The sequence below is a fragment of the Candidatus Thioglobus sp. NP1 genome (assembly GCF_003326015.1).
GTDB lineage: Bacteria > Pseudomonadota > Gammaproteobacteria > PS1 > Pseudothioglobaceae > Pseudothioglobus > Pseudothioglobus singularis_A.
In genome coordinates, this window is record NZ_CP023860.1 from 647,856 (window position 1) to 666,747 (window position 18,892).

Consider the following 18,892-nt stretch of genomic DNA (forward strand, 5'->3'; position numbering starts at 1 on the left):
GAGTTGGTAGATGAATAGTGTTGATGCTTATAAAATAGAAAAAAATACATGAAGTATTTAATTACAGGAGGTGCTGGGTTTATCGGATCCCATCTGGTTGAGCTATTAATAGAAAACAATCATGAAGTTGTTTGTGTTGATAACTTGAGTACTGGTAATAAATCTAATTTGTCTTCTGTAATTCAAAAAATTGATTTTTATGAAGATAAAATTGAATTATTTAACTTTAATAACTTTATTGATATTGATGCAATAGTTCATTTGGCTGCTCAACCCTCTGTACCATTATCTATTACTAATTTTTCTGACAGTTCATCTTCAAATCTATTGGGCACTATCAAGGTGATTGATCATTGTAGATTGCATAATATTCCATTAATTTATGCATCTTCTTCCGCTGTTTACGGTAATTTTGAATTTGGAAATGATGAAATCGAGAATGTTGATTTATTGACTCCTTACGCAACTGATAAATATGCGATGGAATTGTATTCAACAACGGCACATAAAATTTATCAATTATCTAGCGTTGGGTTAAGATTTTTTAATGTTTATGGCCCAAGACAAGACCCAAGTAGTCCATACTCTGGAGTAATTTCTATTTTTGCCGACAAGCTACTAAAAGGGCAAAATATAACTATTAATGGAGGTCAACAAACACGTGATTTTATTTATGTAAAAGACGTGGTTAATATTATCTATAGTGCAATTATCCTTGCCTCGAAAAATTCTATTTGTGAAATTAGCAATGTATTGACAGGAAAATCAATAACTATTGACGAACTTGCTGAGATAATGATGAAAATTATAGATTTCAATGCTGAGATAAACTATCAAAGTCTTCCTTTAGGTGACCCTGCAAAATCAAATGGGTCATCCAAGAAGATGACAAAACTTTTTAAGATTGAACTTGATAAAATTACAAAACTTGATAAAGGACTTGTGAATACAGTGCAGTTTTTTTTGAAAGAGCATTGATCTTATCAATCATGAATTAATAAGTCACTGGTTGTTTATAATCAATACTCAAGAAAATTCTAAAATAATTATATGATAATTGGTATAGATGCATCAAATTTGCGACGAGGAGGTGGTTTGACGCACCTTATTGAAGTTTTATCAACTGTAAATATTAGTAAACATAATATATCTAAAGTTGTCATTTGGGGGGGTGAAAAATCTCTTAGTCAAATTAATAATTTTCCCTGGTTAAAAAAAATAGTTCCAAAGGAGTTAAATCAAGGTTTATTTTCTCGATTAATGTGGCAAAAGTTTCGACTTTCATATAGTGCTAAAGATAATAATTGTGATTTAATTTTTTCTCCAGGGGGGAGTGTTCTTTGTAATTTTAGGCCTATTGTAACAATGAGCCAAAATATATTACCCTTTGAGTGGAATGAGGCGAGAAGATATGGAGTTTCACGGGAAGCTCTCAGGTTACTATTATTATGGTGGCTTCAGTCTAAAAGTTTTAGATCTGCAGATGGAGTTATTTTTCTAACTAATTATGCAAAGAAACAAGTGATAAAAGTGGTGGGTAAGATAACAGCCTCATCAGTTATTATTCCGCATGGGCTCAACTCTCGTTTTTGTATGTATCCAAAAAAACAGTATGATATAACTGAATACAGTTTAACAAAACCGTTCCAAATACTTTATGTTTCAACTGTAGATTTATATAAGCATCAATGGAATGTAGTAGAAGCAGTGGCAAAGTTGAGAAAAGAAGGTTATCCAGTTACACTTAATTTAGTAGGTGCGGCCTTATTTGCTAAAAATCGTCTAGAAAAATCTTTAAATAAGTTTGATGTAAATAATGAGTGGGCTAGATACAATGAAGTGGTTCCTTATCTTGAGATGCATAATGCTTATAAAGATGCTAATCTTGGAGTATTTGCCTCTAGTTGTGAAAATTTACCGATTATATTACTAGAAACAATGGCCTCTGGTTTACCAATTGCTTGCTCTAATAAAGGCCCAATGCCCGAAGTTTTAGGGAACGCTGGTGAATATTTTAATCCGGAGAGGCCAGCTGAGATATATAATTCTATTAAAAAACTCATTGATAATATTCATTTAAGATCAGAAAGATCTCAAGCAAGTTTTAATATGGCTCAAGAGTACAATTGGGATGTCTGTGCTTTTGAAACATTTTCTTTTTTAGAGGAAGTTTTTAACAACTATCAAAAGTCTAAATAGTTTGGATTACAACAAAGATAATAAAAATCATATTGTCCTATATGCATTAAGTAATTAATTTAAAATATATTTAAATATTATTTGAGAAAAAATATTGAAATCTTTTTCTAAACATCTTACTTCAACTAAATCTTTTGGTGAAGCACTTCCAATAAACTATTATCCAACTATGCGCTCTAGTGGAGTATTTCCAATAAGAGTTGAGGATAAAAAAATCGATACAGTTGTAACTTTTATGGGTTACTGGCTTTTGAAGAGAGAAATTAAGGAAGTTACTGCTATTATTACAGTGAGAGCTTCTAATGGTAAAACTGTTATTGTTGAAAGTAATCTTATCGATTGTGTTAAGTCTTTTAAATGGTCAATGAAAGAAATGCTTAGTAAAAGTCATGAGAATTTCGATGGTAATTTCTTTGGTTCAGTCGAAATTGAGATCTTTTCAGCACGAGATATGGTTTTTCCTTATCCTGCAATCACTTTATCTTACCTGAGTGAACTTGGAAACACCTTTGTTCATACTTGTGGACGCATTTACAATGATATAAGTGATATGGAAGAAAACAATGAGCAAATTGTCCCAGAGACAGGCTTTGACATAATCTCTAAGAAAGAATATAGTCCTTATTTTTCTTTCGTTAATGGGCCGTTTGCTATCGATAAAGAAAAGATTGGTCTAGAATTCATCAATACGGAAGGTGAATCACTTTTTGTCAAAAGAACTATTGAAAATGAAAATCCATATGCTACCATTTGGATTAATATTTTAGATGATGAGTCGGTTAGATCTTTTTTTAATGATGAGAGAGGTATAGTTAAAATCAACCATGATTTAAAAGGTTTTTATCCAAGATTCGTCGTTGGTAATGTATACAATAATTATGAGGCTATTTCTCTTTCCCATTCTTATTATGATACAAGCAATGATTTTTCCGAATCAGCGATGTGGAAAAACCCTGACACAAAGGAATTTTTTGATTCGGTCATTTCATTCCCCGTTTCATGTAATTTTGACTTTACTGAGTTAGTTATTTACCCTAATTTTTACCCTAAAGACTTTAATATGAGTTTTGAGTTTTATAATGAAGATGGAGAAAAAATTGGAACTTCTTCATATATTGCTTCTGTTAAAACTGACATAAAGGCAGTTAATTATATCAACTGCCGAAAACTTCTCGAAGATATAACATCTGAAAAAAAACTTTATTTGTGTAAAGTTATATTTGATGGCAAGGGAGAAGTTCCGACCAGAATGAAATTTGGTCTAAATATTGGCATGAATTCGGGAGCAAATTTACCAACTAATATTTGTTTCAACGCCAATGTTCCAAATGAAAAAATACATAAAAAGAAAGGAACTTTTAAATGGTGTGCAGTATTTGATGCTAATCATCAATCAATATTTGTAAATGATTGTTCTTTATTACGCCAACAGCACCAAAATGCAGAAATCGATATTAGTTATTGGCGTGAATCAGATAACCAAAGTTTGAATTTTAAAATGAGCTTGCCTGCGGATGGAGTTACTGACATTTTAAATGGCTATCGGGATAAAGTATCTAATTTTTTAAATGACGATCTTGGCTGGGTTTCTATGCGTTCTTCTAGTCCACACACACTGGGTTATTATGTTACAAATTTCGGTAAGGGTTTGGTTGGTGGCGATCACCTATATTAATAATAATCTTAAAAAATTAATTATCCCTACTTTCTAATTCCTTGAATTTAGTATTTAATTTTGTCACAATTAACTAATCTTCGATAAAGCCTCCAACAAATAACAACAAGTGATTTACTCTCAAATCATGCTCTTAAGAGAACAAGGATTAGGTTGTGGGAAGATTAGTTGTTGATAGTTGAAATACTATCTTTAAAAGAAAATGATGAATGTTTATTAGAATTTTTTACCATATCCGCGATATGTAGCATTAGAAGTGATGACTTTACAACTTCATTCCATTCCCTTGAATATTTTTCTTCGAATGGTTGGCAAATTGAATTATTATGACCAACATCTTTAGGATGGTATTTCTTATTAATTAGTGTTTCATTTTTCCATGTTGTGCTTAATCTAAAATCATCAATCTTACATATCACTTCACCCTGTTGAAAATTTATTGTTTCATTGATCCCCTCAAAAGGCTCGCTTCTTGAGGTTATCACAAATACTATCAAATCCCCTCTTGAACTCGTTAAAGAAATAGATATATCATCATCAGCTTCAAGAGGATTACTAGTTACAACCTGAATATCCCATTTATCTGGCAATTTTGTCCATGACAATATGTGTACTCCAAGATCTATCCAATGACCAACATTACCACAAATTCTAGTACCTTCATTTTTATCTCTGTACCAATGGCTCGAAGGAAGTTTATGTGCAGTGACAAAACAATTTAGCGTAATAGGCATATCAAAATTACTTAATACTTGAGTCTTTAAATCTAGAATGGCCTTAGAAAATGGCCTATTGTAGCCGACATATATTGGTTTACTAGCATTCTTAACACACCTTATAAGTCTAGATAATTGCTGTCTATTTACTGCAATTGGCTTCTCAAGGTATACAATTTTATTTTTAGATAACGCTTCAATTGCATAGTCTGTATGGGATGCATGATTAGATGCAATATATACGTATTTTACTTGTTCATTATCAAAAATAGATTTACTATCTAATGAATGATGGTTGATTTGATAAAAATCAGCAAAAGTATCTGCGGCTTGTGTATCTATGTCATAACAATCCAAAAATCTATTTCCATAATTACTAGATATCACTTGACCTACAGTAGAATATGTAAACTGCCCACAACCAATAACGCCTATATCAGGGTTCTTCTTTTTACTTCTTAATAAGATTGTTAAAAGTTTAGATTTCCCTCTTGCTCTTCCTGCAATTTTAAATAATGTTTTACGAACTCCATATATTTTAAAAAATCTATATACTTTTAGTATTTCTATTTTTTGAATTTTTTTTTTATTTCTTAAATATTTCATTTGTTTTCTTTAATTATAATTATTGGGCTTATTTTTGACTCCAAAGCACCTGATAATTTTTCGACAGGAATTGATGAAATAGATACTGGTATGGTGAATTGATACATTGCGAATTATTATAATTACCTTTAATTGTTTGTCAATAACATGGGTAGTAACTGATTTGACAGAGTATAGCCCATAATGCTAGGTATTACCGGGTGGGCTCAGATTAATGGTCATGATGAGTTGCCTATTGCTGATAAAGTTGCATTAGATATAGAATATATGAATCGTAATTTTTTTTATTTGATTTGAAGATATTATGTATTACTTTTTTTATAGATCATTAAGAGAGATGGGGTAAGTCATTGACTTGTAAGTAACTAATATTTGTTTACCTCATTTTTTTTAGTCATTTATTTTTAAATTAATATTACATTCTTTCTTTAAAATGAAGTACTTGAAGGTGTTTTTCTTCTAAATTGAATATACACATTGGAATAATAAAATGAATATTAATTTAAAGTATCCATTAGATATAGATAATATTTTAAGAAAAAAGAAATTAATAAAAAGAGAATTATTAAATAAACATGGCCTAAAAGAAAAGAATATAGCAATTCTAGGTGGATCAACAACCGCTGAAGTAACAAATATTTTAGAATTATTTTTATTGGATAGTGGTATAAAACCGAATTTTTATGAATCTGAGTACAATAAGTTTTATGAAGATGCTTTGTTTGAAAATGAAGTATTGGATAAATTTAATCCAGAAATAATTTATATACATACATCAATTAAAAATATTATTGAATTTCCAGAATTGAATGATGGTGAAGATAAAATATCCTCCTTATTAGATATTGAAATTGATAGGTATAAATCAATTTGGAGTTCTCTATCAAAATATAATTGCCCCATTATTCAGAATAACTTTGAATATCCAGTTAATAGAAGTTTAGGAAATTTAGACTCCTATGATATCCACGGCAAAACTTATTTTATAAATCAATTGAATGAAAAATTTTCACAAGAAGCTAAATTTACTAAGCAGCTTTATATTAGTGATATTAACTATTTGTCTTCATATCTTGGGCTAAAAAATTGGTTTGATAAATCTCTTTGGTATCAAGCAAAATATGCTCTTAGCATGAGCAGTATTCCAGAGTTGACTTTTAATATCAGTAAAATTATAAATTCAATTCTTGGTGTTTCAAAAAAATGTTTAGTTGTGGATCTTGATAATACTTGTTGGGGTGGAGTTATTGGTGATGATGGATTGAAGGCAATTTCTATTGGTTTAGATAATGCAATTTCTGAATCTTATACTTCATTTCAAAAGTATTTAAAAGAGCTAAAACAAAGAGGTGTAATTCTTGCAGTATGCTCAAAAAATGATTTAAAAAATGCAAAGGAAGGCTTTATGCATCCTGATAGTGTTTTAAGGTTTGAAGATTTTGCAGCATTTAAGTCAAATTGGGATCCTAAGCATTTAAATATAATAGATATTGCAACAGAGATAAATATTGGAGTTGATAGTTTGGTGTTTATTGATGATAATCCAGTAGAACGAGACTTGGTATCTTCTCAAATTGCTGGTGTAATTGTCCCAAATGTTGGAGATGATGTAATAGATTTCATAGACCATATAGATAGAAATGGCTACTTTGAACCAATATCACTCCTTGTGGATGATATCAAAAGAAATAAATATTATGAAGATAATAAAAAAAGAACTAAAGAACAATCTGTTTTTAAATCTTATGATGACTTTTTAATATCTCTTAAAATGACGGCTCAAATTGAGACTTTTTCATCAATCTATTTAGATAGAATAACTCAACTGACTAACAAAACTAATCAATTTAATCTAACAACTAAAAGATATATGGCCAGCGAGATTGAAAATATTGCTATAAGTGATGATTTCATTAAGATTTATGGAAAACTTACAGATAAATATGGCGATAATGGCTTAATATCTGTAATTATTGGAAGTATAAAAGCAGATAAATGCCATATTGATTTGTGGCTTATGAGTTGTAGAGTTTTGAAGCGGGATATGGAATTTGCTATGCTTGATGAATTGGTGAGGCAATGCAAAGAAAAAGGTTTAAAAGAAATCATGGGTTACTATTACCAAAGTGAAAAAAATAATATGGTAAGCGATTTATATCAAAAATTTGGATTTACATTAAAAGATACAAATGGATCAAATACAAATTGGAGTCTGAATACTTCAGATTATGAGAGTAAAAATAAACTTATAGGAATTAATCATGGCTAGAGATGAGGTTTTTAAAATCGTTCAGAATATATTTAGAGACATATTTGATATTGAAGATTTGATTATTAATAATCAAACTAATGCTGATGAAATTGAAGATTGGGACAGTTTAAATCATATTCTCTTAGTTAGTTTAATCGAGAAAGAGTTTAAGATTAAGTTTGCTCTTGGAGAGCTGGTAGAAATTAAAGATGTGGGCTCAATGATTGATATGATGATTGAGAAAATTAAATAGCTGTGATACTTAAATATATAAGCGAAGTTCGATTATTTGAAATTCTGTTTGAGGGATTAGATTTTTACAATGATGGCATAAGACAAACTCTTCTTAATTATATAAATAAGTATATAAAGTACAAGGAAATTTCATCTTATGACCTTAAATTAAATTATGAATCTTTTTTAAAGCAGTATGCTAAAGATGCAAAGTTCTACTTAAAAAACAACGAATATCCTGCACTTAGTTCTGGCAATAATTACCCTATAACAAGAGAAGAATATGATATATTTTTATTGCTATCATCAATTTTAACGCAACATAGATATGACATTATGTGCGAAATAAATCAATCACTTAAAGAGTCAAAAAGTGCCTTAGTTATTGGTTCAGGCATTGGTCTTGAGATTGAAATAATAAAAGATCGCTATAAATCCATTGATGCATATGATATTGAGTTGGACAAATTTTGCTTCAGTAGTCATGGCAAAGTTAATTTTTATGAAATGGAGTTTAAAGGTAGTGCGGTTAAAAAATATAATGATGTTTATATTATTGAGCTATTGGAGCATGTAAATAAGCCTTATGCTCTTCTAAAGGATGTGGGAGATTCAATTACGTCTGAAGGAAGAATAATTATCACGCTCGCGGTCAATATCCCTCAATTTGATCATATTATTAATTTTGATGATAAAGAGTTGTTTAGAAAAAAAATAGATGAATTAGGCCTGTATATTGAATATGAAAAAATGATAGAACATCAGTATATAATGAACGGGTTATCGCATAGTAGCAATATCTTTATGATATTGAGCAAAAAATGAAGTTAAAGTTTAACCATATTGGGATTGCATGTGAAAACATTTCTGAGGTTATAGTTTTTTTAGAAAGTACCTTTAATATTGTAAGTAAATCAAAAATTATTTATCATGAAAATCATGGGGTAGATGCTTGCCTTCTTACAAACGATGATGGTACAAATATAGAGTTGGTGTCTGGAAAAAATATTGAGAGTTTTGTTAAGAAAAAACAATTCCTTTACCATAGTTGCTGGGAGGTTAATAATATTGAAACTGCAATTAAAAATTTTTGTGATAACGATGCAGTATTAATTTCTGAGCCAAAAGAGTCATTATTATTTAATAATAGAAAAGTTGCTTTTTTATATACAAGTGTTGGTATATTGGAACTGTTAGAGTCAGAATAAAGTGTTATTTAATAGCTACATATTTATCTTGGTTTTCCTACCAGTATCCTTTTTTATTTACTTTTACTTAAACCATAAAAAATTAATAATCCCAGCAAAATGCTCGCTTGTATTTTCAAGTTTATTTTTTTATAGTTGGTGGAATATTGTATATCTACCATTGATTTTAGCTTCAGTTGTTTTTAATTATGCAATAGCTGCAAAAATAGTAGAGCATGGTAATTTAAAGAATAAATATTTTTCAAAAAAAATACTCCTTCAAATTGGGTTGGTATTTAATGTTGGATTACTTGCATATTTCAAATATGCTGACTTCTTTATATCTAATACTAATAGCTTAATTAATTCAAATATAGCTCTGCTGTACTTAACTTTGCCTCTTGCTATAAGCTTTTTCACTCTACAACAGATTGCATTTTTAGTAGATAGCTATGAAGGATTAGCAAAAGAAAAAAACTTCTTAGACTATACAATATTTGTAACATTCTTTCCTCAGTTAATTGCAGGCCCAATTGTGCATCATAAGGAAATGATGCCACAATTCAGAAACATAAGAAATAAACTCAAAAACTATAATAATATAGCGATGGGTCTTTTTATATTCAGTATGGGGCTCTTCAAAAAAGTTGTTATTGCTGATACCTTCGCAATATGGGCGACCTCAGGATTTGATACTGCAACTTCATTAAATTTACTTGAAGCTTGGTTTACAAGTTTATCTTATACATTCCAACTTTATTTTGATTTTTCAGGTTATACAGATATGGCCATCGGGGCCGCTTTATTATTTAATATTAAATTACCAGTCAACTTTAATAGTCCATATAGAGCTACTGGAATAATTGATTTTTGGAAAAGATGGCATATAACATTATCAAACTTTATAACTGTGTACATCTATACTCCATTAGTAAGATCGTTTAATCAGCTCACATTTCATAAGGCGATGATTGCTACTTTTGTTACATTCTTAATAGCAGGCCTTTGGCATGGTGCTTCTTGGATGTTTGTGATATTTGGTGGGTTGCATGGCCTAGCATTAGTGGTAAATAACTACTGGAAAAAAACCAAAATAAAAATTAATAAAATTTTAGCTTGGTTTATTACCTTTAATTTTGTAAATATCACTATGGTATTTTTTAGAGCTGAAGAATGGGATGATGCTATTAAAGTTTTGAGCAGTATGTTTAGTTTGGATAATATTATGTTGCCAAATATATTAGAAAGCGTACTGCCATTTTTAAATAAGTATGGTGTTGAGTTTGGTTGGGCTACTCAAAATATACAAGGAAAATCCTTTACGCTTATTTTCTTGATTATTGGGTTTATTTTAGTTTTGTTTTTTGAAAACTCCAGTAAAAAACTAGATAACTTTAAACTAAATTTTATTAATAGTTTTATTTTTGTAATGGCATTTACAATTTCAATTTATAAACTTAGTGGCTATTCTGAGTTCTTATATTTTAGGTTTTGATTATGAATAAAAATATAAGGTGGTTGCAGTATTCAATTGGATTGATTTTATTAATAATCTCATTAATTTCCTTCTTTAATTACAAAGTTGATAGTTCGGGTATTTTTGGACATTCTAACTATTTATCAAAAGCGGCAAAAGCTTTAACAAGTGGGAAAATGGTAGCGGGACTTCAGAACATTGATGATAGGTTATTTCAAGAATTAATAATAAGAAACTTACGAGTTCGCAATGATGTTATTGCTATTGGATCGTCAACAACTATGCATTTGAGAAAAGGAGTTATTTCAAAAGACAGAATCAATTTTTTCAACCATTCATTAAATGGTGCAAGTTTAGAAGATTATATTGCCATTGTTGGGGCTTATGAAGTAATGCATGACTACTTGCCTTCAACTGTTATATTGGGGGTTGATCCTTGGGTTTTTAATAAAAATAATGGCCAAGGTAGATGGACAGGTTTAAAGCAGTATCATGATTATGAATTAGATAAAATATATGGTGAAGGGCTTAATAGTAGAAGTAATAGTAATGTTACTATTAATGCTATTAAATGGAAGCAATTAATTAATTTTGACTATACAGTGTCGAATATAAAGTTTATTATTAGAGCTTTATTAAAAAATGAAAGCAATAATCCCCCATTACCTTTAAAGGAGATTGAAAATACTGAAATTGTTGAAACTCTTATCAAGAGCGACCTTGAAAAACTAACTGATGGTGAATTAATACTAAAGGCTATAGGTTCTGGAAATGCCAATAAAATAGAATTTGGTGGCCCTCAGGCGCTTGATCCCAATGTACCAAGCTATGAAAAAGAACTTGCAAACAGAGAGGAATTGATTGACATACTTGTAGAACTTTCAAATTGTAAACCTTTTTCTAAGTGCGACCTTGAAAAACTTGATGATCGTGAATTAATACTAAAGGCTATAGGTTCTGGAAATGCCGATAAAATAGAATTTGGCGGCCCTCAGGCACTTGATCCCAATGTACCAAGCTATGAAAAAGAACTTGCAAACAGAGAAGAATTGATAGAGGCGCTTGAAGGATTGAGTGAGGCTCTTCTAGAACCTAAACAAGAAAAAATTCTTACCAATAACTCTAAGTTTTATGTTGTAGATACTATTGACATTGATGATTTTATTAGAGTAGATGATGGTTCAATATATTATCCGTATGAAAAAAGGTATATAAATAATGACCAAGTTAAACAGCATGCTATAGCTTTTGCAAAAGCCACCAATCCCTACTCTTTAGGAAAATTCAACAGTTTGAACAATATAGAATTGTTTGAAGATTTTGTTAGTTATTTGAAATTAAATAAAGTAGATGTTATTTTATTCTTGCCACCCTATAATCCAATTGCGTATGATTTGCTAATAGAAAATAACAAATACAAGCACATATTGATAGCAGAAAAATACTTAATAGATTTTGCCAAGCTTAATAATGTCGATTTAAAGGGTTCTTACAATCCACATAAGTATAACTTAGCTAATGAAGACTTTTTTGATGGCGTACATGGACGTGATCAGGTCTTAAAAGAAATTTTCCAGCCTGTCTTATGAAGAGGTGATAATATTACTTATAGTCAAAATCATATTTTTTTTCAGACTCAATTTTTCTGTTCTTTAGAATTATATAAATTCTATAATCTTTATAAATTAAAATGAGCAAGAGATAAAGATAACTATTATTCCTATTAAGAGGGATAAATTTATAAAGCTCGAGATTACTAGTTCTTTAGGAATTAATAATTAATTCTTATAATGTTATAATGAGGCTAAATTTAAACCCCTTGTTATAATTATTCAATCAATAACTAATATGAAAAGATATTTTATTTTTATTTTTATTTTTATCTTGTCTTATGCGCTTCCTGTTCATTCAATTTCTTCTTATAAAGCCAGCTATGACTTATATGGACAAACTGACTTAGGAAATATTAAATTTGGTAGTGCTGAATATGAATTAATCGTAGCCAATAATGCATATGTTTTTACTAGTAATGCAAAGACAGATAAACTATGGAGTGCAATATATGATTACTCAATAATTGAAACTAGTATTGGTTTAATAGAAGATAATAAATTAATTGGTGATTATTACAAAACTATTGAAAATCAAGGCGACTCAATTAGTGAAAATTATGAAATTAATATATATCCTAATGAACGTTATGCCAAAGTAAACAATGCAATAATTGGTAATATTTTTACCAAAAGTACCCTTGAAAAACTTTCTGATAAAGAATTAATACTAAAGGCTATAGGTTCTGGAAATTTCACTAAAATAGAATTTGGCGGCAGTCAGGGGGGTAACCCTGATATACCAAGTTATGCAAAAGTACTAGCTAATAGAAAAGAATTAATAGGTGTGCTCCTTGAGTCTCTATGGGAGAGTAAATCTTATAATATAGTTGATACGCTTAGTGTTTATCTTCATATTTCTGAAGACATTCAAAAAGATCCAAATAAAAAATCGTTTTTTTACCAAATAGTTGACAAAAAAGGTGTAACTGAAAGAGAGTTCATTATCGATGGTTTTGAAACTATCATTATTGACAATAATGAAGTCGAAACTATTAGAGTTATAAGTCCAAAATTAAGGCTGGTTTTTAACATTTCTAAAGACCATAATTTTATACCAATTTATATTAATAAAACGAATGGAGAGGCCAACTTCGAACTCGTTTTAACAGATTACACACAATAAGATAAACAGGAGTTTCAATCCATATTATAATGTTTTTTTTAAAGTAAACTACTTTTGTGAAGTCTAAAATTTGTGAAGTCTAAAATTAAAACTCTTTCTAGATTATTGTTTTTTCGAGATAAGGATATATTCTATAAACCATATTATGGTTTTCTAGACTTCTTTCGACTGGCTTTATATAATATATTTGCCCCAGGAAGGATTCTTAATAGAATTCGATATAAGCGTTTTCCAGTTCCCAAGCCAACAGTTCCTATTCTGGATAATTCTCTTGTCATTAAACCTAGTGATGTATCATTTGATGATCTCGTGGAGCTCACTGCTAGTACGATAAGTCGTCACGGTGCAGCAGTTGTTGATGGATTCTTTTCCGAGGAATATTTAGACGAATTTAGGAAAAAACATTCTAGTTTTTTCCCTTCTTCATCCGACGGATCTAGTGATGTACCAGAAATCTTTGAAGGGGGAACAATGTCTCTAGATATTCAGGATTTATGGATGAACGAATTTATTGTGAAAGTGATCCAAAGATATATAGGCCGACTTCCTTATGCCCGACGATATGCTGAAGTTTGTGAAATACGACCTCACCGTAAAACGACAAGCCGTGATTTCTCGCGCCCAAACTGTAATGGAAACCCCCTTCTTGCAGAAGAATGGCATGTTGATCACTCTTGCTTGATTCAAGCAGCAGTGTTCTTCGATGATGTTGTTCTTGATGGAAGCCATATGGAGGTTCTTTCAGGCACGAATAGGATGCCATGTAGTTCTCTAACTCTCTCACATGAATATGTGGAGAAAAGTGGTTGGGCTTCACGAGTATTGCCCTGCATAGGTAGAAAAGGATCTATACAATTCCATTGTGGTAATGTATATCATCATCTTAATGCAGAGCCTCTTCACTCACGATGCTGGCTAAAATTTGAATTTACATCTGGTCCCAACATCATGACATCTCCAGAGGGTATTTCTAGTCTATTAGCAGGCTCTTCGAATTACAAAGATCTTACTCCAGAGAGAAAGCAGATCCTTAGCGGTGTGCTCCCCCTTGAATCTAATAAGGGTTATCAACCGCATCATCGTGGTGGCTTTATACCAGTAAAGTACAAAGGAATATAATTCTTTGGTTACCCTGGATTCAAGTGGACTTGATATTGGTAGTTTAAAAAAGACTCTATTATGAAAAAATAATTATTCTCTTTTGTCGGTTTCTTTTTCTTTTTTTTGGTGAATTTATGAAAATATTAGTAACAGTTGAAAATGGCTCTGCAGAAGATGCATTTCAGACTATGAAATTAGTATATAAGATATATTATTCAGATCCCTATTGGAGAAAGAAGTATAATATTCAAGATCCTGACAAATACTAATTAATTTTATGAAAATTACCGTTGTAGGTTCAGGCTATGTTGGCATATCAAATGCTATTATATTATCTCAAAATCATGAAGTTATTGCGCTTGACGTTAATCCAAGAGTTGTAGATCTCTTAAATAAAAAAATTTCACCTATCTTAGATGATTCCATTCAAGATTTCTTAGATAATGCAAATCTTAATCTTGTTGCAACTCTGGATAAAACTTTAGCTTATAAAAATTCAGATTATGTAATTATTGCAACACCTACTGATTATGACAATGAAAGAGACTTCTTTAATACTGATACCGTTGAGTCAGTAATCAAAGAAGTTATAAGTGTAAATTCAAAGGCAGTAATTATAATTAAATCTACAATACCAGTTGGCTTCACTAAAAAAGTTAGAAAAAAATTCAATTTCAAAAAAATTATTTTTTCTCCTGAATTTTTGAGAGAAGGAAGGGCTCTTTATGATAACCTCCACCCATCTCGAATAATAGTTGGAGATGATTCGAAGGAAGCGATAATTTTTGCTAATCTAATGACTGAATGCGCTAAAAAAAAGAATATTGATATTCTTTATACCAAGCCAACTGAAGCAGAAGCTATAAAATTATTCTCTAATTCATACTTAGCAATGCGAGTGGCTTTTTTTAATGAATTAGATTCTTATGCAGAAACCTATAGCTTAGATTCAAGAGAGATTATTGATGGTTTAGGTTTGGATCCAAGAATAGGCTCACATTATAATAATCCTTCATTTGGGTATGGAGGTTATTGTCTACCTAAAGATACAAAACAATTGCTATCTAACTTTAAAGGGGTACCGAATAGATTGATACAATCGATTGTTGATTCTAATTCAGTTAGAAAGGACTTCATTACAGAATCAATAATGAAGAAAAGACCAAAAACTGTCGGTATTCACCGATTAACCATGAAAACTGGCTCTGATAATTTTAGATCTTCATCTGTTCATGGAGTTATTAAAAGACTAAAAGCTAATGGAATAAAAGTTATAGTCTACGAACCCTTATTAGAAAAAATATCTTATGAGAGTAAAGTTGTTAATGATTTGAAAGAATTTAAGAATCTCTCTGATATTATTATTGCAAATCGAATGACAGATGAAATTAAGGACGTTGCAAGCAAAGTCTATACAAGAGATCTATTTAATTCTGACTAGGTTATTTACATCTAAATAGGTATATATTTTATTTGCAAGATTAGAATTTTTTATAGATTCAATATTAAGTATAATTTGAGTATATAAATTCGTTCTTACTCTAGAAGAACATAGTGTTATTGCTGGCTTTGGTATTGCTATTGCTGAAATAATTGCTCAAAGTAGTTTCAATGTTAAGCAATTAATGATAGGAGTGCCTGATACCATTACTACTCAAATAGGAAAAAGGGATTATTTACTTAAGCAACACGGCATGGATGCTAGTAGTATTGCAAAAAGAGTTAAATCGTTGATTGTTAATTGAAAAAAGTTAGTTATGAAAAAAGCATTAATTATGGGTGGTGGGATTGCAGGTTGTGCTGCAGCTCACCAATTAACTCTTCAAGGTGGATGGGATATTGAACTTGCTGCTAGTCTTAAAGATTGTATTTGAAATATGTGTGCAATATTAGGATTTAATAGCGAGAATAAATATAATATTCTTAATGATTTATTAGACACTATGAATCATCGCGGTCCCGATGATCGAGGAATTTATGAAGATAAATTCATTTCTTTAGGACATAATCGACTATCAATATTAGATTTATCAAATGATGGTCATCAGCCTATGCAGTATGAGGAACTTATTATTGTATACAATGGCGAGGTCTATAATTTTAAAGATATAAGAAAAGAATTGATAGAGGAAGGTTATGATTTTGTTTCAGAAACTGATACAGAGGTTGTATTAAAAGCTTTTCATAAATGGGGGTTAAGTTCAGTTGATAAATTCATTGGAATGTTCGCTTTTGCAATTTACAATAAATCAGATCAAGAAATAATTTTAATTAGAGACAGAGTGGGTGTGAAGCCTTTATATTATTTCATTGAAAATAATCAATTCATTTTTGCTAGCGAACTTAAACCTATTATGTTGTACTTGAATAATTTGAGTATTGATTTGAAGTCTCTGAATGAGTTTTTTCAACTTGGATATTCACCTCATAGCCACACAATATTTAAAAATTGCTTCAAAATACCTGCTGGAAACTATGGGATTTATAATTTAAAAAATAATACAATCAAGATAGAGCAGTACTGGTCAATCTTACCTTTTTTTGAAAAGCCTAAATTTCAAAAAACTGAGCTGGAATTAATTGACGAATTAGAAAATCTTCTTATTAGTTCATGCTTATATAGAACAGTTTCAGATGTGCCTATTGGAGTTTTTTTAAGTGGAGGAATTGACAGCTCTCTAGTTGCCTCAATACTTCAAAAACATTATGGAAATATTCAAACTTTCACAGTTGGATTTAATGAAGAGTCCTTCAATGAGATTGAAGAGGCAAAAATGATAGCCGAATATATTGGAAGTAATCACTCAAGTGAAATTTTAGATAGTAAAAAAACTAGTGAAATTTTCCAAAATTATACAAAGTTTTATGATGAGCCTTTTGCCAATTATGGTTCTATTCCTGCAATTTTTGTAAGTAAATTAGCAAAAGAAAAAAAAGTCAAAGTAGTTTTGGTAGGTGATGGAGGAGATGAAATTTTTTGTGGTTACAATAGCTACCAGAATAACTTTGAAGTTGGTAGGCAAATTTTCGTTATTCCTAATTTTCTTAGAAAATTGCTATCTTTTATCAATATAGGTCTCTTAAAAAAAATAATAAAGCATGATGGTTTAACTAATAGATATAAACAGCTTGATAAGCTAATCAAATCCTCATTTAATGCAAAAGACTGGCAAGATTTGAATTATAGATCTCAGTTTTTATATGATTCAAAAAGAGTTAAAAAACTACTGAAAAAAAATTTTGAATTAGATAAATTTTTCGAACTTCCAGAAAATCTTCATCCAGTTGAACAAATGATGGTCAATGATTATATGATTCCAATGACTGATAATATTTTGGTTTCAACAGATAGGGCGACAATGAGCGTTTCAATCGAAGGTAGGGAGCCTTTATTAGATCATAGAATTGCCGAATTTATGGCACAGGTCCCAATTGAATTTAAATATAAAAATGGTGATAAAAAATATTTACTAAAAAAGGTTTTGGGAAGGTATATACCCAAATCTATGATAGAAAAACCAAAAAGGGGTTTTGGAATTCCAATGCTAGAATGGTTTGGTACAGACCTTAGAGAAATATTTGCTCCTTATTTTATAAATTCAAAACTTTCTAGTCATGGTTTATTGAATACTAATTATATTAAAAATCAGCACTCAAAATTATTAAAGAATAAAGAAGTTAATGTCTCAAGACTCTGGATGGTTTTAGTATTCCAAATGTGGTATGAGAGATATAAAATACATATTTCAAAATCTAAAAATCAATATTAAATCTAATGAAAATATTAAAAAAAGCAAACAAAAATAATAACTTTATAGCTACTGTTGCAATTGGAGAAAATCATTTTAATGAGTGGCAAAAATTTATATTGCCTAGCTGGCTTCTTTATTGTGATAAATTTGATATAGGCTTGGTAGTGTTTGAAAAAGATTTAATACAAAGGTCTGATTCAAAATGGAAAAAAGCCAATTGGCAAAGGTTGCTCATGGGGGATAAACTTCAAGAGATTAACGCAAATAATGTCTGTTATTTAGATACAGATATTATGATAAATCCATCTGCTCCGAACATTTTTGAGCTACATGATCAGGAGAAGTTAAGTGTTGTGTCGCAAACAAAAACTCCATATGATCATGCAACTGTTTTGAGAAAAATCGCTTTTCTAAGAAACAGATTTTTATCCTCAGATTACCCTCTTGACTCTGCTTTGTTTATGAACAATGAGGATTATTATCGGTATCATAATTTTGAGCCCCAGGAGGATATTTTTTGTTCTGGTTTTTTTATTTTTAATGTCGACAAGTATAGTAATATTCTGAAAGATTGGTTTTATAAGTATCCAAGTGATGTAGATACAGTTACTAATGGTGGAGATGAGCCTGTAATCAATTTTGAATTTCAAAATTATGGAAAAATAAATTGGCTAGACTATAAATTTCAAGCATTATGGATGTATGAAATGGCTGAAAAATATCCATTTTTATATGCTGAAATGAATAATGAAGATTTATTTATTAAATGTATCCAGGCCTCTTTAAAACAAAACTTCTTTCTGCATTTTGCTGGAAAATGGGAGGGTAATGTATATAAAAATGATAGCATTTTGGATGAGAAGTTCCTAAATGAGTTAAAGAATTTTGATACTTATCTTAAAATGCCAGTCACGGGAAAGCCTGTTGGACCAATTTATCCATAAAATTTTTAAAATTA

The 18,892-nt window shown here is 30.1% G+C and carries 17 protein-coding genes; 16 read left to right on the top strand and 1 reads right to left on the bottom strand.

Going from position 1 to position 18,892, the window contains the following annotated elements:
* The first annotated feature begins 48 nt into the window (after positions 1–48).
* From CRN91_RS03355 to CRN91_RS03365, 3 genes are all read left to right on the top strand, one after another.
* Positions 49–978 (top strand): NAD-dependent epimerase/dehydratase family protein, encoded by a 930-nt coding sequence (locus CRN91_RS03355; protein WP_114115033.1) that lies wholly within the window; start codon positions 49–51, stop codon positions 976–978.
* Between the two features lie 72 nt (positions 979–1,050).
* Positions 1,051–2,199, top strand: coding sequence for a glycosyltransferase family 4 protein (locus CRN91_RS03360; RefSeq protein WP_114115034.1), 1,149 nt, complete (start codon positions 1,051–1,053; stop codon positions 2,197–2,199).
* A gap of 94 nt (positions 2,200–2,293) precedes the next feature.
* A complete protein-coding gene (locus tag CRN91_RS03365; RefSeq protein ID WP_114115035.1) occupies positions 2,294–3,874 on the top strand; it encodes a hypothetical protein in 1,581 nt (526 codons plus the stop codon).
* A 164-nt stretch (positions 3,875–4,038) separates the two neighbouring features.
* Here the strand turns inward: CRN91_RS03365 and CRN91_RS03370 are convergent, their stop codons facing one another.
* The gene (locus CRN91_RS03370; RefSeq protein ID WP_114115036.1) at positions 4,039–5,196 is read right to left on the bottom strand and encodes a Gfo/Idh/MocA family protein; all 1,158 of its coding nucleotides are present in this window, start codon (positions 5,194–5,196) and stop codon (positions 4,039–4,041) included.
* Between the two features lie 183 nt (positions 5,197–5,379).
* Between CRN91_RS03370 and CRN91_RS03375 the strand changes: the two genes are divergently transcribed.
* The 13 genes from CRN91_RS03375 (at position 5,380) to CRN91_RS03435 (ending at position 18,878) form a co-directional block, all read left to right on the top strand.
* Positions 5,380–5,493 (top strand): sugar transferase, encoded by a 114-nt coding sequence (locus tag CRN91_RS03375; protein WP_168177009.1) that lies wholly within the window; start codon positions 5,380–5,382, stop codon positions 5,491–5,493.
* A 193-nt stretch (positions 5,494–5,686) separates the two neighbouring features.
* A complete protein-coding gene (locus CRN91_RS03380) occupies positions 5,687–7,465 on the top strand; it encodes an HAD-IIIC family phosphatase (RefSeq protein ID WP_114115037.1) in 1,779 nt (592 codons plus the stop codon).
* A complete protein-coding gene (locus CRN91_RS03385) occupies positions 7,458–7,700 on the top strand; it encodes an acyl carrier protein (protein WP_114115038.1) in 243 nt (80 codons plus the stop codon). The genes CRN91_RS03380 and CRN91_RS03385 overlap by 8 nt, the downstream gene beginning before the upstream one ends.
* A gap of 2 nt (positions 7,701–7,702) precedes the next feature.
* Positions 7,703–8,506 carry a class I SAM-dependent methyltransferase gene (locus CRN91_RS03390; protein WP_114115039.1) on the top strand — a complete coding sequence of 268 codons (804 nt, stop codon included), beginning with the start codon at positions 7,703–7,705 and terminating at the stop codon, positions 8,504–8,506.
* A complete protein-coding gene (locus tag CRN91_RS03395; RefSeq protein WP_114115040.1) occupies positions 8,503–8,889 on the top strand; it encodes a VOC family protein in 387 nt (128 codons plus the stop codon). The genes CRN91_RS03390 and CRN91_RS03395 overlap by 4 nt, the downstream gene beginning before the upstream one ends.
* 1 nt (position 8,890) lies before the next feature.
* Complete coding sequence (locus CRN91_RS03400; protein ID WP_114115041.1) at positions 8,891–10,363, top strand: MBOAT family O-acyltransferase; 1,473 nt, start codon at positions 8,891–8,893, stop codon at positions 10,361–10,363.
* Between the two features lie 2 nt (positions 10,364–10,365).
* Positions 10,366–11,934, top strand: a complete 1,569-nt coding sequence (locus CRN91_RS03405) for a hypothetical protein (RefSeq protein WP_114115042.1) — start codon at positions 10,366–10,368, stop codon at positions 11,932–11,934.
* Positions 11,935–12,193: 259 nt separating this feature from the next.
* On the top strand, positions 12,194–13,081 hold the full coding sequence (locus tag CRN91_RS03410) for a hypothetical protein (protein WP_114115043.1): 888 nt from the start codon (positions 12,194–12,196) through the stop codon (positions 13,079–13,081).
* 72 nt (positions 13,082–13,153) lie between these two features.
* Positions 13,154–14,200 carry a hypothetical protein gene (locus CRN91_RS03415; protein WP_114115044.1) on the top strand — a complete coding sequence of 349 codons (1,047 nt, stop codon included), beginning with the start codon at positions 13,154–13,156 and terminating at the stop codon, positions 14,198–14,200.
* Positions 14,201–14,459: 259 nt separating this feature from the next.
* Positions 14,460–15,623, top strand: coding sequence for a nucleotide sugar dehydrogenase (locus CRN91_RS03420; RefSeq protein ID WP_114115045.1), 1,164 nt, complete (start codon positions 14,460–14,462; stop codon positions 15,621–15,623).
* A 139-nt stretch (positions 15,624–15,762) separates the two neighbouring features.
* On the top strand, positions 15,763–15,927 hold the full coding sequence (locus CRN91_RS08750) for a hypothetical protein (RefSeq protein WP_371412782.1): 165 nt from the start codon (positions 15,763–15,765) through the stop codon (positions 15,925–15,927).
* A gap of 132 nt (positions 15,928–16,059) precedes the next feature.
* Positions 16,060–17,952 (top strand): asparagine synthase (glutamine-hydrolyzing), encoded by a 1,893-nt coding sequence (gene asnB / locus CRN91_RS03430; protein WP_114115047.1) that lies wholly within the window; start codon positions 16,060–16,062, stop codon positions 17,950–17,952.
* A gap of 5 nt (positions 17,953–17,957) precedes the next feature.
* Positions 17,958–18,878 carry a glycosyltransferase gene (locus CRN91_RS03435; protein ID WP_114115048.1) on the top strand — a complete coding sequence of 307 codons (921 nt, stop codon included), beginning with the start codon at positions 17,958–17,960 and terminating at the stop codon, positions 18,876–18,878.
* The last annotated feature ends 14 nt before the right edge of the window (positions 18,879–18,892 follow it).

Coding starts and splice junctions, on each gene's coding strand:
- CRN91_RS03395 (WP_114115040.1), top strand. CDS start 8,503: ATGAAGTTAAAGTTTAACCATATTGGGATTGCATGTGAAAACATTTCT.
- CRN91_RS03420 (WP_114115045.1), top strand. CDS start 14,460: ATGAAAATTACCGTTGTAGGTTCAGGCTATGTTGGCATATCAAATGCT.
- CRN91_RS03410 (WP_114115043.1), top strand. CDS start 12,194: ATGAAAAGATATTTTATTTTTATTTTTATTTTTATCTTGTCTTATGCG.
- CRN91_RS03385 (WP_114115038.1), top strand. CDS start 7,458: ATGGCTAGAGATGAGGTTTTTAAAATCGTTCAGAATATATTTAGAGAC.
- CRN91_RS03435 (WP_114115048.1), top strand. CDS start 17,958: ATGAAAATATTAAAAAAAGCAAACAAAAATAATAACTTTATAGCTACT.
- CRN91_RS03375 (WP_168177009.1), top strand. CDS start 5,380: ATGCTAGGTATTACCGGGTGGGCTCAGATTAATGGTCATGATGAGTTG.
- CRN91_RS03380 (WP_114115037.1), top strand. CDS start 5,687: ATGAATATTAATTTAAAGTATCCATTAGATATAGATAATATTTTAAGA.
- CRN91_RS03370 (WP_114115036.1), bottom strand. CDS start 5,196: ATGAAATATTTAAGAAATAAAAAAAAAATTCAAAAAATAGAAATACTA.
- asnB (WP_114115047.1), top strand. CDS start 16,060: ATGTGTGCAATATTAGGATTTAATAGCGAGAATAAATATAATATTCTT.
- CRN91_RS03355 (WP_114115033.1), top strand. CDS start 49: ATGAAGTATTTAATTACAGGAGGTGCTGGGTTTATCGGATCCCATCTG.
- CRN91_RS03405 (WP_114115042.1), top strand. CDS start 10,366: ATGAATAAAAATATAAGGTGGTTGCAGTATTCAATTGGATTGATTTTA.
- CRN91_RS03360 (WP_114115034.1), top strand. CDS start 1,051: ATGATAATTGGTATAGATGCATCAAATTTGCGACGAGGAGGTGGTTTG.